General features: G+C 37.6%; 23 protein-coding genes. All 23 read right to left on the bottom strand.

From position 1 onward, the window contains the following. Positions 1 to 421: 421 nt before the first annotated feature. Positions 422 to 1,204, bottom strand: a complete 783-nt coding sequence (gene spo0A, locus KFZ58_RS10130; protein WP_235791207.1) for a sporulation transcription factor Spo0A — start codon at positions 1,202 to 1,204, stop codon at positions 422 to 424. A gap of 278 nt (positions 1,205 to 1,482) precedes the next feature. Then, positions 1,483 to 2,772, bottom strand: a complete 1,290-nt coding sequence (spoIVB, locus tag KFZ58_RS10135; RefSeq protein ID WP_370642259.1) for a SpoIVB peptidase — start codon at positions 2,770 to 2,772, stop codon at positions 1,483 to 1,485. A gap of 273 nt (positions 2,773 to 3,045) precedes the next feature. Next, positions 3,046 to 4,773, bottom strand: coding sequence for a DNA repair protein RecN (gene recN / locus KFZ58_RS10140; protein WP_235791209.1), 1,728 nt, complete (start codon positions 4,771 to 4,773; stop codon positions 3,046 to 3,048). Positions 4,774 to 4,806: 33 nt separating this feature from the next. Then, positions 4,807 to 5,256: a transcriptional regulator AhrC/ArgR gene (ahrC, locus tag KFZ58_RS10145; protein ID WP_235791210.1), complete on the bottom strand. Its 450-nt coding sequence runs from the start codon at positions 5,254 to 5,256 to the stop codon at positions 4,807 to 4,809. Between the two features lie 36 nt (positions 5,257 to 5,292). After that, positions 5,293 to 6,111 (bottom strand): TlyA family RNA methyltransferase, encoded by an 819-nt coding sequence (locus KFZ58_RS10150; RefSeq protein ID WP_235791211.1) that lies wholly within the window; start codon positions 6,109 to 6,111, stop codon positions 5,293 to 5,295. 1 nt (position 6,112) lies between these two features. Further along, the gene (locus KFZ58_RS10155; protein WP_235791212.1) at positions 6,113 to 6,721 is read right to left on the bottom strand and encodes a hypothetical protein; all 609 of its coding nucleotides are present in this window, start codon (positions 6,719 to 6,721) and stop codon (positions 6,113 to 6,115) included. A gap of 691 nt (positions 6,722 to 7,412) precedes the next feature. Then, entirely contained in the window at positions 7,413 to 8,300 is an 888-nt protein-coding gene (locus KFZ58_RS10160) for a polyprenyl synthetase family protein (RefSeq protein WP_235791213.1), read from the bottom strand. A 2-nt stretch (positions 8,301 to 8,302) separates the two neighbouring features. Beyond that, the gene (locus KFZ58_RS10165) at positions 8,303 to 8,542 is read right to left on the bottom strand and encodes an exodeoxyribonuclease VII small subunit (RefSeq protein WP_235791214.1); all 240 of its coding nucleotides are present in this window, start codon (positions 8,540 to 8,542) and stop codon (positions 8,303 to 8,305) included. Beyond that, the gene (xseA, locus tag KFZ58_RS10170; RefSeq protein ID WP_235791215.1) at positions 8,539 to 9,885 is read right to left on the bottom strand and encodes an exodeoxyribonuclease VII large subunit; all 1,347 of its coding nucleotides are present in this window, start codon (positions 9,883 to 9,885) and stop codon (positions 8,539 to 8,541) included. Before xseA ends, KFZ58_RS10165 begins: the two co-directional genes overlap by 4 nt. Then, positions 9,882 to 10,739: a bifunctional methylenetetrahydrofolate dehydrogenase/methenyltetrahydrofolate cyclohydrolase FolD gene (folD, locus tag KFZ58_RS10175; RefSeq protein WP_235791216.1), complete on the bottom strand. Its 858-nt coding sequence runs from the start codon at positions 10,737 to 10,739 to the stop codon at positions 9,882 to 9,884. The genes xseA and folD overlap by 4 nt, the downstream gene beginning before the upstream one ends. A gap of 15 nt (positions 10,740 to 10,754) precedes the next feature. Next, positions 10,755 to 11,135: a transcription antitermination factor NusB gene (nusB, locus tag KFZ58_RS10180; protein ID WP_235791217.1), complete on the bottom strand. Its 381-nt coding sequence runs from the start codon at positions 11,133 to 11,135 to the stop codon at positions 10,755 to 10,757. A 123-nt stretch (positions 11,136 to 11,258) separates the two neighbouring features. After that, positions 11,259 to 11,648 (bottom strand): Asp23/Gls24 family envelope stress response protein, encoded by a 390-nt coding sequence (locus tag KFZ58_RS10185; protein WP_235791218.1) that lies wholly within the window; start codon positions 11,646 to 11,648, stop codon positions 11,259 to 11,261. 45 nt (positions 11,649 to 11,693) lie between these two features. After that, entirely contained in the window at positions 11,694 to 13,052 is a 1,359-nt protein-coding gene (accC, locus tag KFZ58_RS10190; RefSeq protein ID WP_235791219.1) for an acetyl-CoA carboxylase biotin carboxylase subunit, read from the bottom strand. 13 nt (positions 13,053 to 13,065) lie between these two features. Beyond that, positions 13,066 to 13,569 (bottom strand): acetyl-CoA carboxylase biotin carboxyl carrier protein, encoded by a 504-nt coding sequence (gene accB / locus KFZ58_RS10195; protein ID WP_235791220.1) that lies wholly within the window; start codon positions 13,567 to 13,569, stop codon positions 13,066 to 13,068. Between the two features lie 159 nt (positions 13,570 to 13,728). Next, positions 13,729 to 14,364 (bottom strand): SpoIIIAH-like family protein, encoded by a 636-nt coding sequence (locus tag KFZ58_RS10200; RefSeq protein WP_235791221.1) that lies wholly within the window; start codon positions 14,362 to 14,364, stop codon positions 13,729 to 13,731. Between the two features lie 16 nt (positions 14,365 to 14,380). Continuing rightward, positions 14,381 to 15,025, bottom strand: a complete 645-nt coding sequence (gene spoIIIAG, locus KFZ58_RS10205) for a stage III sporulation protein AG (RefSeq protein ID WP_235791222.1) — start codon at positions 15,023 to 15,025, stop codon at positions 14,381 to 14,383. After that, a complete protein-coding gene (spoIIIAF, locus tag KFZ58_RS10210) occupies positions 15,022 to 15,651 on the bottom strand; it encodes a stage III sporulation protein AF (protein WP_235791223.1) in 630 nt (209 codons plus the stop codon). Before spoIIIAF ends, spoIIIAG begins: the two co-directional genes overlap by 4 nt. A gap of 10 nt (positions 15,652 to 15,661) precedes the next feature. Next, positions 15,662 to 16,852, bottom strand: a complete 1,191-nt coding sequence (spoIIIAE, locus tag KFZ58_RS10215; protein ID WP_235791224.1) for a stage III sporulation protein AE — start codon at positions 16,850 to 16,852, stop codon at positions 15,662 to 15,664. A gap of 35 nt (positions 16,853 to 16,887) precedes the next feature. Beyond that, entirely contained in the window at positions 16,888 to 17,280 is a 393-nt protein-coding gene (gene spoIIIAD / locus KFZ58_RS10220; protein WP_235791225.1) for a stage III sporulation protein AD, read from the bottom strand. Between the two features lie 5 nt (positions 17,281 to 17,285). After that, the gene (spoIIIAC, locus tag KFZ58_RS10225) at positions 17,286 to 17,492 is read right to left on the bottom strand and encodes a stage III sporulation protein AC (protein WP_235791226.1); all 207 of its coding nucleotides are present in this window, start codon (positions 17,490 to 17,492) and stop codon (positions 17,286 to 17,288) included. A gap of 24 nt (positions 17,493 to 17,516) precedes the next feature. Next, the gene (gene spoIIIAB / locus KFZ58_RS10230; RefSeq protein WP_235791227.1) at positions 17,517 to 18,029 is read right to left on the bottom strand and encodes a stage III sporulation protein SpoIIIAB; all 513 of its coding nucleotides are present in this window, start codon (positions 18,027 to 18,029) and stop codon (positions 17,517 to 17,519) included. Next, positions 17,974 to 18,951, bottom strand: a complete 978-nt coding sequence (gene spoIIIAA / locus KFZ58_RS10235; protein WP_235791228.1) for a stage III sporulation protein AA — start codon at positions 18,949 to 18,951, stop codon at positions 17,974 to 17,976. The genes spoIIIAB and spoIIIAA overlap by 56 nt, the downstream gene beginning before the upstream one ends. A 133-nt stretch (positions 18,952 to 19,084) precedes the next feature. Next, complete coding sequence (gene efp / locus KFZ58_RS10240) at positions 19,085 to 19,642, bottom strand: elongation factor P (RefSeq protein ID WP_235791229.1); 558 nt, start codon at positions 19,640 to 19,642, stop codon at positions 19,085 to 19,087. Positions 19,643 to 19,673: the final 31 nt, after the last annotated feature.

Genomic DNA, 19,673 nt, shown 5'->3' on the forward strand with positions numbered 1-19,673 from the left:
CACGGCTTCAACCTCCTCGCGGAAGACCACCGCTGTGGGGTCTTCAGACACGTGCTATTCCCGCCCTTCGCTCACCCGAACTGGATATGGTGGTTTGAAGTTTCTAATAAATTATGAACAATTTAGCGTTAGTGACCTGACTACCAGCGGAGGAAATACATGGAGACTCCTGCGGGAGCAGAGGCCTAGGTGAGACCCCGCAGAGCGTAGCTCAAGGAGGCTCAACAGCCGCCCGCGGAAAGCGGAATGTATTTCCGTAGCGGTATCCTTGCTCTCAACCAGTGTTTGCGAAGAAATTACGTCGCAGTTTATATAAATTGTGAAGGTTTAAAGGCAATACTTACGAAAAGAGCTTTGAATAAACTTCAAATAAAATCGTACTGTACCTCGAAGAGGTACAGTACGATTTTATTATTTGTTATTAACTCGCTTTATGTTCTAGTCTCAACCTGTCGGCGACCATTGCAATAAATTCCGAATTCGTTGGTTTTGCTTTTGAGATGCTGACAGTGTATCCGAATAATGCTGAAATAGATTCGATATTTCCTCTGCTCCACGCTACTTCTATCGCATGACGGATTGCTCTTTCCACACGGGATGCTGTTGTATTAAATTTCTTGGCGATATCAGGGTAAAGTACCTTTGTTATAGATCCTAAAAGTTCAATATCGTTATACACCATCGTAATTGCTTCACGTAAATACATATATCCTTTAATATGTGCCGGTACGCCAATTTCATGAATGATATTGGTTATATTAGCTTCCAAATCCTGTTTCTTGCGCTCTTTTTTAGACACTTTATTTAATGGATCAGGAATAAAAATATTGCTTCCATTTACTTGGCGTATTTGTTCAGCTAAGTTATCCAAATCAAATGGTTTCAATATAAAATAGGATGCTCCTAAATCAACAGCCTTTTTCATTACTTCTTCCTGACCAAAAGCTGTCAGCATAATAACATTAGGTTTATTTTTTCTTTCCATCTCTCTTATTTTATTTAAAACCGCTAGTCCATCAATATGAGGCATAATAATATCTAATACCAATACATCAGGTTCCATATCCTCCAGCATATTTAAACAATCTCTGCCATTGTGTGCAGTACCAATAACTTCAATATCTGTCTGTTCCTCGAAATACTCCTCCATTAACTGCACCAATTCTTTATTATCATCCACTAAGCCAACCGATATCTTATTCACCTAAAAAGTTCCTCCTTTATGTAATATATTTAGACTCTTTAGCCTTCTTCCCTTTACTTATTCTACAAAAGTTTTAAATATCCTTCTTTTATATGAAAAACATTGGTTTTTTTTAATATATCTTTGATTTACTCAATATTTCGCCTAGATGCGATATAATTCGATGTTTTATGACATGTTTTGTCGAAAAATATTTAATTATAGATATATCATAATACATAAAATATTTTAAATCAAGAAATCAAAAATAAATGGCTCGTTATAACGAGCCATTTATTTTAACCAGCTTTTTGTTCTTCTTCGTTAGATACATTTATACCTGCCTCTTCCAGCATCCATTCAATATGAACACCATAACCGGAAGTAGGATCATTTACAAACACATGTGTAACAGCACCAATTATTTTTCCATTCTGGATGATAGGACTACCGCTCATTCCTTGAACGATACCACCTGTCGCGTCAAGTAATTCAGGATCCGTTATTTGAATAACCATTCCTTTTGTGGCAGGAAATTTCTGTGGAACACTACTTACAACTTCTACCTCAAATTCTTCCACTTCCTCATCTTCAACAACTGTTAGAATTTTTGCAGGACCTTCTTCTACTTCGTGTGATAATGCAACTGGCATAGGTTCATCATAATTTCCATGGTTTAAGGAATCATTTAATTCCCCGAAAATACCAAACGGACTGTTTTTCGTTATGGTTCCTATCTCATTTTCTTCTGTGGAAAATCTGGCTTGTTTTTCCCCTGGTGTACCATTATTTCCTTTTTCAATGGAGCTAACTGAGGACTCCACGATTGTTCCATCATGGATTTCGATGGGCTTTTTCGTATCCATATCAGAGATAACATGCCCTAGTGCACCATATTTATCTGACTCTGGTTCATGGAATGTCATCGTCCCGATACCTGCAGCAGAATCTCGAATATATAATCCGATTTTATATTCATTATCGTCCAATACTGGCTGCAGTTTTGTTTCAATGGTTTCATCAGCTCTCTTAATCGTTACATCTAAACTTTCGCTATTTTTTCCTGCTTCTTCAACAATTGGTTTAACTTCTTCCATTTCATTGATCGATTCCCCATTGATTTCTAATATAACATCACCAACCTTAATATCCGATTCCTCTCCTGGCGATAAATTCCCATTTTGTCCATTTACCTGATGGTGACCGACAACAAGCACTCCCTGTGTATGAAGGTTAACTCCAATGGATTGGCCACCCGGAATAACTCTAATATCATCTAATACAGATAAATCGACCTTTTTAATCGGAAATCCGGCAACATCATATACCAGCTCGCTACTTCCCGGTTCCTCAGCGTAAAATTGTGAGGAGTCGATCGCTTGAATGTTATCGTCAGATGCACTCACCTGAACGTTATCTCCTAAACCTGGCACTTCGATCGGTGATTGGTTGTTAAAGGTAACAATATCATTTGGGATGGAAAGATATTTTTGCATTGGGTTTAAAAAAGGAATTGCAAATAAAGCAATGAGGAGTAATACACCTACGCTAATTCTAATTTTATTTGACTGTTTCAATTTCCATTTCACTCTCCTCATTCCTAACCCATACCATTTATTTATATCTGTACTTCTAATTTGACCTAATAACTCCTGTTTTAAACTGGTGAAACATAAGAAAGATGTGTAACATTTCCTTTTATAAATAAGAGAAAATATGAATAAGTGCATGACGGAGAGATAATTGCATGAATACCTGTTGATTATTGCTAATCACGGAAATTTTTAAACGTGATTGTTTAAAAAATATCAAATTAAAAAAGCCAGATAGTATAGCTTCTGACTTTATAATCAATATTATGCCTATTTTTTATTTTTAAATGCAGATGCCAAATCAAGTAGTTCTTTGCCATGTTCTTTTGCTGTTTCTGTTAATTTCGTTCCGGTCATCATTCTGCTTAATTCTTCTATTTTCTCTTCTGCTGTTAATTCCCAAACGAGCGTTGCTGTTCGATTTTCTATCTCTTGCTTCTCAATTAATTTATGAACATCAGCCATTGCTGCTACCTGTGGTAAATGTGTTATACATAAAACTTGTGATTCACTGGATATCTGAAATATTTTTTCGGCTATTGCTTGTGCTACACGTCCACTTACCCCAGTATCCACTTCATCAAATATAACACTTGTTACACCCTGATGTTTTGCAAATATTTTTTTAAGAACAAGCATAATTCGTGAAAGCTCACCACCGGAAGCTACTTTATTTAATGATTTTAAAGGCTCGCCTGTATTTGTAGATATCAAAAAGCGGACATGATCAAACCCATTTTTATGCAGATCTATGGATGTATAATCATTATTTTGTATCAATCGTTCATGTTGTTTATGGTCAAAAGATATAGAGAAAGACGCTTTTTCTAAGTATAAGCCCTTTAATTCCTGGTGAACAGCCTTCATTAATGAATCAGCGGCTTTCCTTCGAATGTTATGAAGTTGACATGCCTCCAGGTAAGCATCTTTAGCCGTTTCATTAATCTGTTCAGCGAGATTTGTAAGATGAGAATCCTTATTTGTTATTTCCTCAATTTCCTCTTCGATTTTTGCCATATATGCGAGTATATCGTTTACAGTTGATCCATACTTTTTCTTTAATCTGTTTATTTCACTTAGGCGTGATTCGATTTCATTTAAGCGTTCCGGACTATATTGCAGACTTTCAATATGATTGCGCAGATCATAAGTTAATTCCTCAAGGGTAAAATAACTATTGGATACTTCCTCCGATTTTTCTGCAATGAAATTATCATAATGGGTATTATCCTGTAATGACTGGTGAGCGATACTTAACCATTCCAGCCCTTTTTGTTCACCATATAAAGCATTGTACGCATCCAAAAGGGCATTATGTATCTTTTCAAAATTAGCTAGGGAAAGTCTTTCTTCCTCGAGAGCTTCGTCTTCATCCGGGACTAGGTTAGCCTGTTCCAGTTCCTTCATTTGGAATTGCAATAAGTCCAATCGGTGAGCCATCTCTTGTTCATTGTCATTAAATTTTTCATATCGATATTTCAGGGTAGATAATTTTTTAAATAAATCCGCATATTCTTCTTTTGCCTTTGCTATGGATACAGGATCATAGGAGTCAAGTAATTCTATGTGCGTTTCCGGATTCATCAGGGATTGTGTTTCATGCTGACTATGAATATCAATCAGTGTCTTTCCAAATTCCCTAAGAATAGCCAAGGTCACCAACTTGCTGTTAACTCTACATATACTTTTTCCATTTGCTGTTATTGTTCGTTGAAGGACAATTTGTGCATCCGCTATTTCTATTCCATACTCCTTGCTAAGCTGGTAGATCGGATGATTCTTATTTTCAATGGTGAATAGCCCTTCTATTTCTGCTTTTTTTGTTTCATGCCTTACATACTCTACAGATCCACGTCCACCTGCCAATAATTGAACTGCATCAATAATAATTGATTTACCTGCACCGGTTTCTCCGGATAAAACAGTAAGCCCGTCATTAAATGTAATGGATACTTCATCAATTATTGCAAAATCACGAATGGATAATTCTGTTAACATGTATTACACCCCATTATAAAAAAGAACTTACACTTACAACATACTTAAAAAACGATCTTTAATTATTTCCGTATCCGCTTCTGTTCTACAAATAATTAAACAAGTATCATCTCCACATATCGTTCCCATAATTTCTTCCCAATCTAAATTATCGATTAATACTCCTACCGCATGCGCATTGCCCGGAAGTGTGTTTAAAACGATAAAATGGCTGGCATGATCAATTTTCACAAACGCATCCATGATTAAACGTTTTAACTTGTCCAAGGGGTTAAATCGTTGGTCTGCAGGAAGGCTATATTTGTATTGTCCATTTGTCGATGGAACTTTTACAAGATGCAGGTCTTTTATATCCCGGGAAACGGTTGCCTGCGTGACATTATACCCCAGATTTTTTAACCGGTCGACAAGTTCATCCTGTGTGTCTATTTCGTTATTCGTAATTAAATCACGAATCTTTATATGACGCTGTATCTTACTCATTTGCAGACCACCACCTTAGAAAAATGTAACGCTGTACTAAATGGATTTCAATTCACGATGCGCTTCATCAACTACTTGTTCCAGCTCTTCATCCGTGATTGTATATCCTTCCGCCCGTTTTTTCCAGCCAAACCATATCAAAAATTCAATATTACCATCACCGCCTGTTATCGGTGAGTGTGTAAGATCATACAGTTCAAATGCTTCATTATGGGCAAAATCAATGACTTTCTTTAAAACATTTAGATGCACTGACCTATCACGCACAACTCCCTTTTTACCAACCTGATCTCTATCAGCTTCAAATTGTGGTTTAACGAGTGCTATAACATCACTGTTTTGAGCCAATAACTGTTTGAGAACTGGAAAGATTAATTTTAAGGAAATAAACGACACGTCAATGGATGCGAAATCAGGTGTGCTGGATGCAAGCATATCCGGTGTTACATAACGAAAATTAGTCCGTTCCATTACAATGACTCTGTTATCATTTCTTAACTTCCAGTCTAATTGGTTGTAGCCAACATCAATCGCATAACTTTGCAACGCACCATTTTGCAGTGCACAATCCGTAAATCCGCCGGTAGAAGATCCAATATCTAGCATGATTTTGCCCTCAAGAGAAACTGAGAAATAATGCAAGGCCTTTTCAAGCTTTAACCCGCCCCGTCCTACATATGGAATCTGTTTACCTTTAACGGTTATGGGAATTGTATCATCAACCTGCATCCCCGGCTTGTCCAAGCGAACTTGTCCGGAAAATACAAGACCTGCCATAATAACCCGCTTGGCCTTCTCGCTGGTTTCAATTAAATTTCTATCTACTAATAATTCAGCTAAACGTTTTTTACTCATTTTATGATTCCTTTTGTCCTGATGGGTTCTTTTTATTTTCATCAGAAAAGATACGTATTTTAAATTTATTTTCTAAAATGGCAACAACTTTCCCGGCAAAAAAGATGATTCTAGTGGAAGAGTTAATAGCAAACGTTTTACCAACGGCTTTACCTCCAACAGTAAGTGCCGCAACCAAACTTGTTAAGACAACAGATAAAACGATCTGAGATGTTGAGCCTTCTCCCCCACCAAATAAATTAGAAATTTGTAATACAACGACGGCAGTAGCTGTACCACTTACGATCCCGGAAATATCCCCGATAACATCATTACAGAAACTAGCAAATTTGTCTGCATTTCGTACAATAACCACAGCTTCCTTCGCACCATTCACCTTTTCTGCTGCCATTGCATGAAACGGTTTTTCATCTGCCGCCGTAGAAGCAATTCCCAGCATATCAAAGATCACTCCGATAAATACGATGATTAATACGATTATCAAACCAACGATCCATACGACTCCATTCAGGATAGCTGAAGATATCATTGAAAAAATAGCCGCTAACACAAATGTGATAACGGCGATAGTTAAACTAAATCTAAGCGATTTCTTTATTTTTATATCCATAATCAGCCTCAAAGTAAAATTTTATGTAAGTAAGGAATGGTCATCTAAAAGGTTAAAACTGCGGCTTAGGTCCAGTAGGTTTTCCCCGGTGCTTACCCCATGTTGCCATCTAGGGCGGTTCCCCATTAAATTCACCTGAACTCCGTCACCGGAAGTTCGACTGGATTACCACTTAGTCCACACTATAATCCCTTTTAAAAGTCTTCAAACAGTCTAGGAGATTTCCTCACCAGTCTTTAACCGAACCCTAGCCTCTTTTGCAATGCTGATTTCATAGAGATAAAAACAACAATTCAGTGGCCACCTGTATTGTTATAGTAGGCTCTAATCCCCTCATCACCACTCAAGGCAGGCTACGCTGCAAACTGGACGTCCCTAATTCCAGTTCAGCAGGTTCATACCCCATTCCATAATGGCTCCTAGCTCAGGTCACCACTACAGAGATGGGCCTCCACGGTAATCGGGTCAACGCCCACATGCCTTTGCGGATCGCCCGAAAACCTTAACTCCCAGCATCGACCCAAGGCTGGGCGCCTCAAGCCAACACAAGGAACTTCATCGATATGCCCTTTGGCGGATTTTTAGGCCCGCCTTCAGGAACGGAGGACTGACTAGAATACTGCACCATTCCTTATATGCTTATATTATAACATGATATTGAAAAAAATTCTATACAAGAAGTTCTTAAATATTAATGGTCTCTTTGACTAAAATGATGGGTTAAAGCCATTAATTGAGAATCTTGTGCATCTGCTTTTCTAAGTGCTTCTTCCGCTATATTTACATATTCGCTCTTTTTTTGAATAGCGCCTTCTAATCCGAGAATTTTTGGAAATGTACTTTTTTCGTTTTCTACATCACTACCAACAGGTCTTCCAACCTTCTTGGGATCACCTGTTACATCCAGAATATCATCCTGCACTTGAAAAATTAAACCTAAATAGTAAGCAAATTGTTTCAGGTGGCTTAATTGCTCTTTTGTAGCATTTCCAAGAAAAGCACCTGCAAAGATCGCAAAATTTACTAATTCCCCTGTTTTCAGTGCATGGACATTTTCCAGCTCCTCTAATGTGATCGGATTGTTTTCTGCTCTTAAATCTAGTAGTTGTCCACCCACCATTCCGGAAGGTCCGCTGGAATGGGATAATCGTTTAATGAGTTCTACTTTTTGATTATCTTTTAAGAGGGGGTCATTCGAGATGATTTCAAAGCTATATGTTAATAACGCATCCCCAGCAAGAATGGCAGTTGCCTCATCAAATACTTTATGATTTGTCAGTTCACCCCGCCTATAATCATCGTTATCCAGTGCTGGAAGGTCATCATGAATAAGCGAATAGGTATGAATCATTTCTAAAGCGACTGCTGATGAATATACTTTCGTAACAACATCCTTACTGTATGCCTCATAACTAGCCAGTGCTAAAATAGGTCGAAGCCTTTTTCCGCGCCCTTCAACCGAATAAAGCATGGATTCTTTCAGTTGGGTGGGGATATCGAGTTTTTGAAGATAATCCCTTAACACAACCTGAATAATTGTTTTATTTGAACTTAAATATTCAGTAAGGTTTTCGTCCACCGTTATTCTTCCTCCTGCATTTCAAACTGCTCAAGTTCTCCTTGCTCATTCATAATTTGTGTCATTTTAACTTGAACATTTTTTAGTTTGTCGTTACATAACTTTGTAAGATTCATCCCCTCCTGATAATAATTAATCGCCTTTTCCAAGGGGACATCACCTTCTTCTAGTTTTGCTATTATTTCTTCCAGTTGTTTCATTGCCTCTTCAAAGGATACCTCTTCTTCGCTTTCTTTAGTCATTTTTCTTCCCCCTTTACATCTAAAACTTTTGCATCCAGCTTGCCATCACTTAAATTGACCTTAATAATATCTTCAATTTGTACTTGTCTACTTGACTTAATTATATTTCCATTCGAAGTATAAGGCAGAGCAAAGCCGCGTTTCATTATTTCCAATGGATTTAATAAGGTTAATTTTTCGATCGTATTGGATAATTGCAATGTATTTCGTTCCACAATTTGGGATATATGCTGGTTTTGCTGTCTTATTAACTGATGCAACTGTTTTTGGGATTGTTCAATCTGTTTTTTTGGATGCTGCGTGACAAAACGTGTCAAAAGATTCTTATATGCTTTATCACTTTTATCTTTATGATTTACTGCTGCCCGCTGCAGGCTTTCCACATGTTTATCAAGTTCTTGCTCTTTTTGTGTTAAAAGCTGCTCCGGATAGCGAAATGCGTATGAACCCCTCATTCGCTGCAAATGAATTTTATGCTTTGTAATGGTTGCGTTCATTTCTCTTGTTAAAGCTCGCTCACCTGCATTTATTCTGTCTTTTAATTCAATTTGGGATGGCACTGCAAGTTCTGCTGCTCCTGTCGGTGTTGGGGCGCGCAAATCGGCAATATAGTCGCTGATGGTAACATCCGTTTCATGTCCTACAGCAGAAATTGTCGGGATCGCAGAATGAAATATAGCTTCAGCAACTAATTCTTCATTAAAACCCCATAATTCTTCGATCGACCCTCCGCCACGGCCAATGATTAGTACATCAAATAATGCTTTTTCATTTGCTGATTCAATTGCCTGTTTAATCGATAACGCTGCATTCGATCCCTGTACCAGTACTGGTAATATTGTCGTTTTCACAATCGGGTATCTTCGCTTTATTGTGGTAATAATATCACGTACTGCCGCACCAGTAGGAGATGTTATAATACCTATATGTTCCGGGTATAATGGAATTTCTCTTTTATGAACGGGATCAAAAAAACCTTGTTTATGCAGCTTTTCTTTTAGTTGTTCAAACGCTAAATATAGAGAGCCAATTCCATCAGGCTCCATTTGCTGAATATATAATTGGTATTGTCCATATGGCTCAAAAACACTTATACTCCCTTTTATGAGTACATTCATGCCATTCTCAGGCTTAAATTTGAGCGATCGATTATTTCCAGCAAACATTACTGCTTGCATGCGTGTATGATCATCTTTAATTGTTAAGTACATATGCCCTCTGCTATGGTGCTTAAAGTTTGAAATCTCACCTTTAAGCCAAATATCTTTTAGGTGAGGGTCTGTGTCAAACTTCCTTTTTATATATTTTGTTAATGCAGTAACTGTTAAATAATTACCCTTCACTGTTTAGACAGCCCTTTTGCGGCTTTGATCGTGTTTTTCAGTAGCATTGTTATTGTCATTGGGCCAACACCCTTAGGTACTGGTGTTAGGTAGGAAGCTTTTTGTTTGACAGTATCAAAATCAACATCGCCGGTTAATGAGCCATCCTCTAAACGATTAATACCAACATCGATAACGGCAGCTCCTTGTTTTACATAATCCGTGGTTATCACATTTGGTTTTCCAATTGCTGCAATAACGATGTCAGCTCTAGTCGTATGTTCCTTTAGATTTTCTGTTCTTGAATGACAGTATGTAACAGTCGCATTTTCATTAAGTAACAATTGGCCAACCGGCTTGCCTACGATGTTGCTTCGACCGATTACGACTGCATGCTTTCCTTCTATTTGAATGTCTTTCGATTTTAACATCGTTATAATGCCGTATGGTGTACAAGGGAAAAATGTATCTTCACCTGTCATCATTCTGCCTATATTTATGGGATGAAAACCATCCACATCCTTGTCCGGATCGATCGTGACAATAACGTTTTCTTCTCTTATATGATCCGGAAGTGGAAGTTGAACTAAAATGCCATGAACCTCATGATCATTGTTTAGCTCTTGAATCATTTGTAGCAGCTTTTCTTCTGTAACAGAAGATGGAAGTTCAATAACATCAGAGGAAATACCAGTCTCATCAGAAGCCTTTTGCTTTCCTCTTACATAAGACTTTGATGCAGGATTGTCTCCAACAATAATTACAGTTAAGTGTGGTGTTAATCCTTCATTCATAATTAACTGCGAAACTTCCTCCTTCATACTCCCTCTGATTTCATGTGCCAATTCTTTACCATTAATGATAGTGGCAGTCATAATCAACATCTCCTCTCACGCTATGATTTTCGATAGAACACCGTTAATAAATTTACCTGATTTCTCATCACCGTACGTATTCCCTAATTCAATAGCTTCATTTATCGAAACATTTGTCGGGATATCGTCCAGAAAATGTATTTCATATGTAGCAATTCTGAGTATCGTTTTTTCCACAAAGGCAATTCGTTCCAGTGACCAATTTTCAAGGTGATTTACGATGATCTTATCAATTTCTGGAGCGGAGTTCGTAACACCTTCAACAAGTGTTATTAAAAACACATCTCTTTCTTCATTTTCCAGAAGTTCATCCATAGCCTGATCTGGTCTATTGTTATTTATATTTAATTGAAAAAGGATTTGAAATGCCTTTTCTCTCGCTGTATGTCGATTCATTTTAGAACTCCTTTTAAGTATCTTATACCCTCTACAAATAATAGCACGATAATAAGATATAATCCAGAAACAATAAGGTAAAGAATGAAGGTCAAAAGATAGAATCTTTTGACCTTCATTCATTTATTCATACGTATCTGTCTGACTATCCATTTGGATACCGACAACATGGACGTTTATTTCATCAATTTCCAAAGCTGTCATGCCTTTTAATGTCTGTCTAATACTTGATTGCAGGTTTTGTGCTACTTGTGGGATAGAGACACCAAAATTTAATATTACATAAAGATCGATTAAAATTCCATTATCGGTTAGTTCAACTTTAACGCCTTTACTATGGGCCTTTTTCCCAAGGCGTTCTGCCACACCTGAAGCAAAATTACCCCGCATCGCAAAAAGGCCTTCCACTTCTGTAGATGCTAACCCTGCAATAACCTCAATTACTTCCGGAGCTATTTCAACTGTACCTAGACCTGAATCATCACTAACATTCAACAATGGTTGTTCACTCATTATCTCACTCCTCGTATTTGTATTTTTTGAAAATACAAATCCAAATTATTCATCCGCTTCTAAAATCGGATGATCCTCCAGAAAATTCGTATTAAAATCTCCCTTCACAAAAACATCATGCTCCATAATTAACCGATGAAAGGGAATCGTTGTATGTACCCCTTCAACTACAAATTCGTCCAATGAACGTTTCATACGTTTAATAGCTTCTTCGCGAGTTGACCCGTATGCTATCAATTTGGCAATCATGGAATCATAATAGGGAGGTATCCTATAACCAGGATATGCAGCAGAATCAACTCTTACACCTAACCCACCAGGAGGGAGATACATGTCTATCTCACCAGCTGAGGGCATGAAATCTTTAAATGGGTTCTCGGCATTGACTCTGCATTCAATTGCCCAGCCATCAAAATCTATATCTGTTTGTTTAAAAGATAATCTTTCATTGTTCGCAATGTTTATTTGCTCTTTTATTAAATCAATACCTGTAACCATTTCTGTAACTGGATGCTCTACTTGAATCCTTGTATTCATTTCCATAAAATAGAATTCTTTACTTCTTCTGTCAAAAATAAATTCAATTGTACCAGCGCCCTCATAAGCTACAGCTTCTGCAGCTTTGACAGCTGCTTCACCCATTTTTTTACGTATTTCAGGTGTTATTGCTGGAGAAGGAGTTTCTTCAATTAATTTTTGTAGCCTTCTTTGAATGCTGCAGTCCCTTTCCCCTAAGTGTACTACATTTCCGTGCTTATCTGCTAAAATTTGGATCTCGATATGGCGAAAGTCTTCGATGTACTTTTCAATATATACACCAGGATTTCCAAATGCAGTTTCAGCTTCCTTCTGTGTCACTTGAATGCTTTTAATTAACTCTTCCTCTGTTTTAGCAACTCGAATTCCTTTGCCACCACCTCCGGCAGTCGCTTTTATAATTACAGGATAACCAATTGCTTTAGCAATTTCAATTCCCTGCTGCTCACTATCAATTACACCTTCCGAACCTGGAACAATTGGGACATTGGCTTCCTTCATTGTGTCTCTCGCTACATCTTTTATTCCCATTTTTTGAATTGCCTCAGGAGTTGGGCCGACAAAACTTATATTACATGCCCTGCATATTTCCGCAAAATCAGCATTTTCAGCTAGAAACCCGTAGCCCGGATGAACGGCATCAACGTCTGTTGATGTAGCTACACTCATGATATTCGTAAAGTTAAGATAGCTATCTTTACTTAAAACAGGCCCAATACAATATGCCTCATCTGCTAATTGAACGTGCAAGGCCTCTTTATCTGCTTCAGAGTACACGGCAACCGTTTCGATATCCATCTCTTTACACGCACGGATAATTCTTACTGCTATCTCACCTCTGTTGGCAATTAACAATTTCTTAATCAATCTCTCCATCCCCTTACTGCTTCTTTACTCGGAATAAAGGCTGGCCATATTCTACAAGTTCGCCGTCTTCAGCCATAATTTCTACGATTTCACCAGTTACTTCTGCCTCTATTTCGTTGAATAATTTCATTGCTTCAACAATACAAACAACCGTATCATCTTTCACCATTGTTCCTTTGGTTACATATGCATCACTTTCGGGAGTTGGTGCTATATACAGTGTACCAACCATTGGAGATACAATTTCATAATCATATACTGTATTATTTTCTTGTTGGGATTTGGATTCTTCAGCTGACTCTTGTTCTTCTGTTACCTTAACAGTTTCTTCTTTTATTGCTACTTCCGGTGCCTGTTGTTCTAATTGTTCTACCGGTTTCTCCTGTACAGGGTCCCTTTGCTCTCCATTTGACTTTTTCATTGTAATGGTTGTCCCATCGTTTTCATATGTAAATTCATTGATGGATGATTGGTCGATTAATTTAATGATCTCCCTCAATTCCTGAACTTTTAACATTTCGCCCGCTCCTTCATTTTTATCTAGAAAATTATTATCAATACTTGTTTAATTATAACAATATTATAGTGTAGTTGCTAGTGTGATTATCTGTAATTATTGAAGCACAGCAAAAATCCGGACGACTCTTTAGCGCCCGGATGAATTTATGCTAATATATTATTCGCCTTCACTTTCCGTTTCGCTTTCCATTTCGCCTTCACTTTCCATATCGTCTTCGCTTTCCATTTCGCCTTCACTTTCCGTTGGCTGGTAATTAACATCTACTACTACTTCGCCAAACTCATCTCTCACCATCTGCATAATGTTATTAGCTTCTGATTCAGATAAGCTATCCACTTTCACATGAACATGTACTTTGTCATCTTCGGAACGGACTAATACATCCTGATATGCAGCAGCCCCCATTATTTGCTCCTCTAGGATAGTTTCTTTTGTTGCTGCTTCTTCTAATACATCAATATCTTTTAGTGCTTGGTCTTTCTCATCTGAAGAAGCTGTGCTTGAAGCCACAACATCTGTTAAACGGTCTTTTTCCATACTTCTCTGGTCCTGAACCTCCATCCGTAATGTTGTGAACAATTCATCTTGTCCAACATTATTAATATCTTCTACCTCTGCTCCAGCTTCTCCTTCTGTTTCTGCTTCGGAGTCAGTTGTCACTGCTTCTCCCTGATCACTTTGTCCATCATCAATATAGGCTATATCCTCGCTATCCGAAGTCATATAATAGACACTTAGTACAATCATTAAACTCAACATTGTTAATAGCCACACCGTTTGTTTTTTTAACATAATTAATTATTCCTCCTTAATTCTTTGGCATTACAGAAACCCTATGTGTTGGAACATCGAGTACGCGAGATATCGATTCTACCATCCAGTTTTTTACATTGGCGTGATCTGCTCCTTTCGCTACTACAAATACACCTCTGACTTCCGGTTTCTCTGTAGTTGTTAATAAAGGAACTTCTTTATCCCCTTGCCTGACTAGGACCACTTGCGATTCTTCTGTACTATCTTCTACCTGCCTTGTTCCACCATTGGTATCATTCTCATCTGTAGTCTGCATGCCTTTTATTAGATTTTTTTCATAAACTTTAATGTTTGTTGAATCCAAATTAACCATTACTTCGGCTTCTGACACCCCTTGTATTTTGTTCAACATACCTTCCAAATCATTTTTAAAACTCTCTTCCAGTTCCTCTACATCCATAGTTGCAGACACTTCTTCTGAGCCTGTCTCTTGTGAATCGTTTTCTGCCATTTCATTATCATCAAAATTGGCAGGATCCATATTAGACTCGTCTGATGGTGAAGTGAATACATTGCCTAAAAGAAGCAGCAATAGCCCAACTAAAGCAAGTACGACTATATATCCTTTTTTCTTGGATGGAGATTTCGTGCTGTTATCACTATTTTTTGATCGAAAGAATTTTTCAAATTTTGGTATCAAGATGTCCCTCCCTCCCATGTAATGGTCACTTCTTTATCACGCAATTCCCAGACTTCACGTAATAAGGCTTTAATTTCTTCATTATCCTGTTCTTCTTGCTCTACGACCGGTTCATCATCCGTATTAATTTCTACATCCTCTACTAAATCCACTGCTCCCTCCTCACCCTCTTCATCTGCTTCGCGTAGATAAACAATGACTTCTTCCAGATTTTCAAAAGTGTGATCCTCTTCTGATGAAAAAAGAAATTGAATGTCTCTAATTTCTGCTTGATGTTCTTCCAGTAAAGGATCTTCTGCTAAATCTTTTAATTGGACAGCCATTTGTTCTAAAATATATGCATCTTGTGAGCCTTGTATTTCATTTTTTTGCAATTCGATCAAATTTTCTACTGATTCATTGCTGGAATTTCCCTCGGAAAGCTGTCGGAATGAGGACTCCAGCTCATTTTGAATATTGATGTTAAAAAGATAGAAGATTGGCTGTAATAATATTAAAATCAGAATTAATCCAACAACTAACTTGATATATTTTTTCATACTTGTTGCAGGAACTAGCAAGTCGATTATCGCAGCTAATAGTAAAAATATGATAATTTGTGTAACCCATTGTATAAGCGCGTCCATGTGAATCATCCTATCGTAAGAGTAAAGTAATATTACTGGCTGCAACGATAATTACAATGGCAAGGAAAAACATAAAAGATACTGCCAATAAACAAGCAAATACATAGACAATATATTTGCTGATCGTATTCAGAGTCGTAATCACAGGCCCGTCTCCAATTGGTTGTAATACAGCAGCTGCTATTTTGTAAATGACTGCAATCGCAAATATCTTGATTGCAGGAAACAGCGCAACAAAGATGATAATAATAACACCAACCACGCCTACAGCGTTTTTCAGTAACAGAGTTGCACTTAAAATTGTATCTGCTGCATCTGTAAATGTCCGCCCAACAACAGGGATGAAATTTCCCGTCACAAATTTTGCTGTTTTCATAGCCACGCCGTCCTGAACTGCACTGACAGCTCCCTGCACGGACATGACACCAAGAAATATAGTAAAAAACACCCCAAGTGTTCCCATCCCAACTGTCTTAAATAAATCCGCTAAATGCGTAACTTTATATTCATCACTTAAACTGCTCACAATTAATAACAAAGCAGAAAGGAATAATAATGACAAAATAAAATTGGAAACAAGCACACCACTTACGTTAACTAAAAAAATAATAATGGGGTGAAAGAAAGATACTGCAAGAACATTTCCGAAAGTTGCCATCAATCCAAGTACAAGTGGTAATAGAGCAATCATAAAACTGCTCATTGTATCAATTGCTTCTTTCGCATATGAAACAGCTGAATAAAAGCTATTCAATGCTAAAAATATAAGTACAATATAGACTACAAAATATGCAACCTTACTAACTGCGCTGCGCTCAAAAGCATTGTGCATGGTTTGCAATACGACAGAAAAAAGGGTGAGTATCAATAATAGGCCAAGTAATCTTCCATTTTGAATCAGCTCATGAAATAAATATTCAACAATACCTGTTAATGTACTTTGCAGCGAAAATGATCCTCCGTCATTTTTTATAAAATCATAGATACTAGTCTTCTCAAGTTCAGGTAAATAGCCACCATACTCATGTACTAGTGAGTTCCAATGCTCCTCTACTCCTTCTAAGGAGACTTCTTCAAGGATGGCATCTTCCAGGTCCTCTGTTTGCTGCTCTGGTTGGTCCTCTGCATACACATTGGAAAGTCCAACAGGGAATAAAATGAATGTGAAGAAAATGATAAGGAATAACTTATTAGGTCTCATCCACTTGAATTCTCCCCTTTAGAAACTTAAGCTGATTATGTAGCAGGTAGGAAGCTTATAATAGCTTCTATTAATGCAGTGATGATCGGTATAGCAAGTAATAAAATAAACACTTTTCCTGCAAGCTCAATATTTGCTGCAACAGACTGGAGACCAGCATCCTTCGTTATACTTGATCCAATCTCAGCCAGATAAGCAATACCAATAATTTTTAAAATGGTTTCCAGGTACATCCCGTCAATATTCGCTCTTTTCCCCAATGAATCAATCAATTGAATGATTGTCCCAATTTGCTGAACCACAACGAAGAAAATAATTATGGCAGTAATTAAAATAAGAAAAAAAGCAAATGAAGCATGTAAATCTTTTAAGACGATATATAAAATGGTAGCGATAATACCGAGTGTTACGATTTGTAAGATATCCATGTATTCTACCCCTGGAAAAGAAATACAGATCTAATCTGTTGAAATAAATCAGATAGACTGTTTATAACGACGACGAGAACGATAATAAACCCTAACAGTGTGGCAAATTGTGCAATTTCCTCTTTTCCCATTTGTTTCAGAATGGTATGAATTAATGCCACAATAATTCCAATCCCAGCAATTTGAAATAAAATGGATGCATCTGTAAGCATGGATGTACCCCTTTCCTGCTAATACTACATGAGCAGCAATACGATGAATAGCCCGCATAAGACTCCTAAGCTCTTAGCCATTTTGCTATATTTAAACTGGTGGTCTCTTGCTTCCTCCAGTTCTCGATTCAGGTGACTTACCGTTAATTGAATATGCTTTTGTTGTTGGTGAAAATCATGTTGCCCTAGGGTTCGCCCGAATTGTTTCAAAATTTCCCCTTCATTACTGCCTAAAGCGGACTCTTTCAGCAATGCGTTCACATGTTTATCCCATAGGCCAACCAAATCTATTTTGTCCCCCTGCATACTAGTACTTAAATCATGAAAGAATGATCTCGTGGGATCAGGGATCTGATTCGCGATGGTTGTAAATGCATCTTTTAAAGGTAATTGACTATATAGGATTTCAGCTTCCAATATTTGCAGCGCATTTTTCAGCTGTCGAATATGCTTTGGTCTATTGCTCAGGGCCTGACTCCACTCAAACCCTACCCATGTTGTTGTGCCTATGAAAAGAAGTGCTCCAATCCACTTCACCCGGTAAGCACCCCGATTTCTGTAAAATATTTTTTCCTTCTTTATTATAAATTTGTCGAATATGTCCTGGATGATTATGTTTTTCTAATAGGACTATTCGGCTGAACACCTTTTGCTCGAATAAGGGCTGTAAGGATGGGCGTTTCTTTAGATCTTCCAATGTATCCCCATGTATCGTACAAATAACAATAACCCCTGCATTTATTGCCTCCATTAAAGCCTCTACATCTTTTCTACTTCCTATTTCATCAATGACAAGTACATCTGGTGACATTGATCGAATCATCATCATCATGCCTTCTGCTTTCGGGCAGGCATCCATAACATCTGTTCTAAGCCCTAAATCATGTTGTGGCACACCTTTTATACAAGCACCTATTTCAGATCGCTCATCAATTACACCAACTTTTTGTGGGGATATATTACGCCACCCTGTAGCAATCAGCCTTGCAACATCCCGTATTAACGTTGTTTTACCAGTTTGAGGCGGTCCAACGAAAAGTGTATTAAGATAAGTTTTATGGTGCATATACGGAATAACCGGTAACGCTGCTCCGATTTCTTCCTTGGCAATTCGAATGTTAAAAAATGTTATATATTGAATTGCTTTGACATTTCCATTTATTGTATTTACTTTACCGGCAAGTCCAACCCTATGGCCGCCCTCAATCGTAATATAGCCTTCCCGAAGCTCGTCTTCCATTCGGTATAATGAAAACTCACTCAATTGATTCACTATAAATATGCTGTCCTGTTTAGTTGGTCTCGTCTCAGCCACCCACTCAGTCCCCCTATCAAAAATTAGTTCAACAGGGTGATGCAGGCGAAAACGAATTTCCTGTAATGACTGCCATTTATCCGTGATTTTAGCGTTTATGGCTTGCCTCATTTCAGCAGGGAATAACTTTAAAATTTCCTCCATAGCATGTCCTCACTTCTAGTAGTAGCTTTATAATAAATGTATGTACAATGGATTAAAATATGACAAGCTAGCAGAAACGAATAAAAAAACAGCCCGCCATATAAATAGCGGACTGTTTTTAGCCTTTTAAATTTTAAGCTCTTGATACATACTTTCCATCTGTTGTGCTAATGACCAAGACTTCTCCCTGGTTAACAAAAAACGGGACTTGTACAATATGACCGGTTTCTAGTGTTGCGGGTTTTGAACCACCACTTGCTGTATCCCCTTTGATGCCGGGCTCTGTCTCTGTTACCTCCAGCTCAACATTCTTAGGCAGCTCTACACCTAGAATTTCCCCCTCATATGTGATAACTTGAACTTCCATGTTCTCTTTCATAAATTTTAGTTCATCTTCAATATCACTTGTCTGTAATTCAACTTGTTCATATGTGTTTGTATCCATAAATGCGTGGGTATCACCAGAAGCGTATAAATATTGCATTTTGCTATTCTCGATATGTGCTTTGCTTACCTTTTCTCCACCACGGAATGTTTTTTCCTGAATATTCCCGCTTCGTAAATTACGGAGTTTTGATCGAACAAAAGCTGCTCCTTTACCAGGCTTTACATGCTGAAACTCCATGACCTGCCATATATCATTGTCCACCTCAATCGTTAAACCTGTCTTAAAATCATTTACAGAAATCATGTTTATTTCCTCCCTTACCCTAAATCAAAAG

It is taken from the genome of Virgibacillus sp. NKC19-16 (assembly GCF_021560035.1).
Classification (GTDB): Bacteria; Bacillota; Bacilli; order Bacillales; family Amphibacillaceae; genus Virgibacillus_L; species Virgibacillus_L salidurans.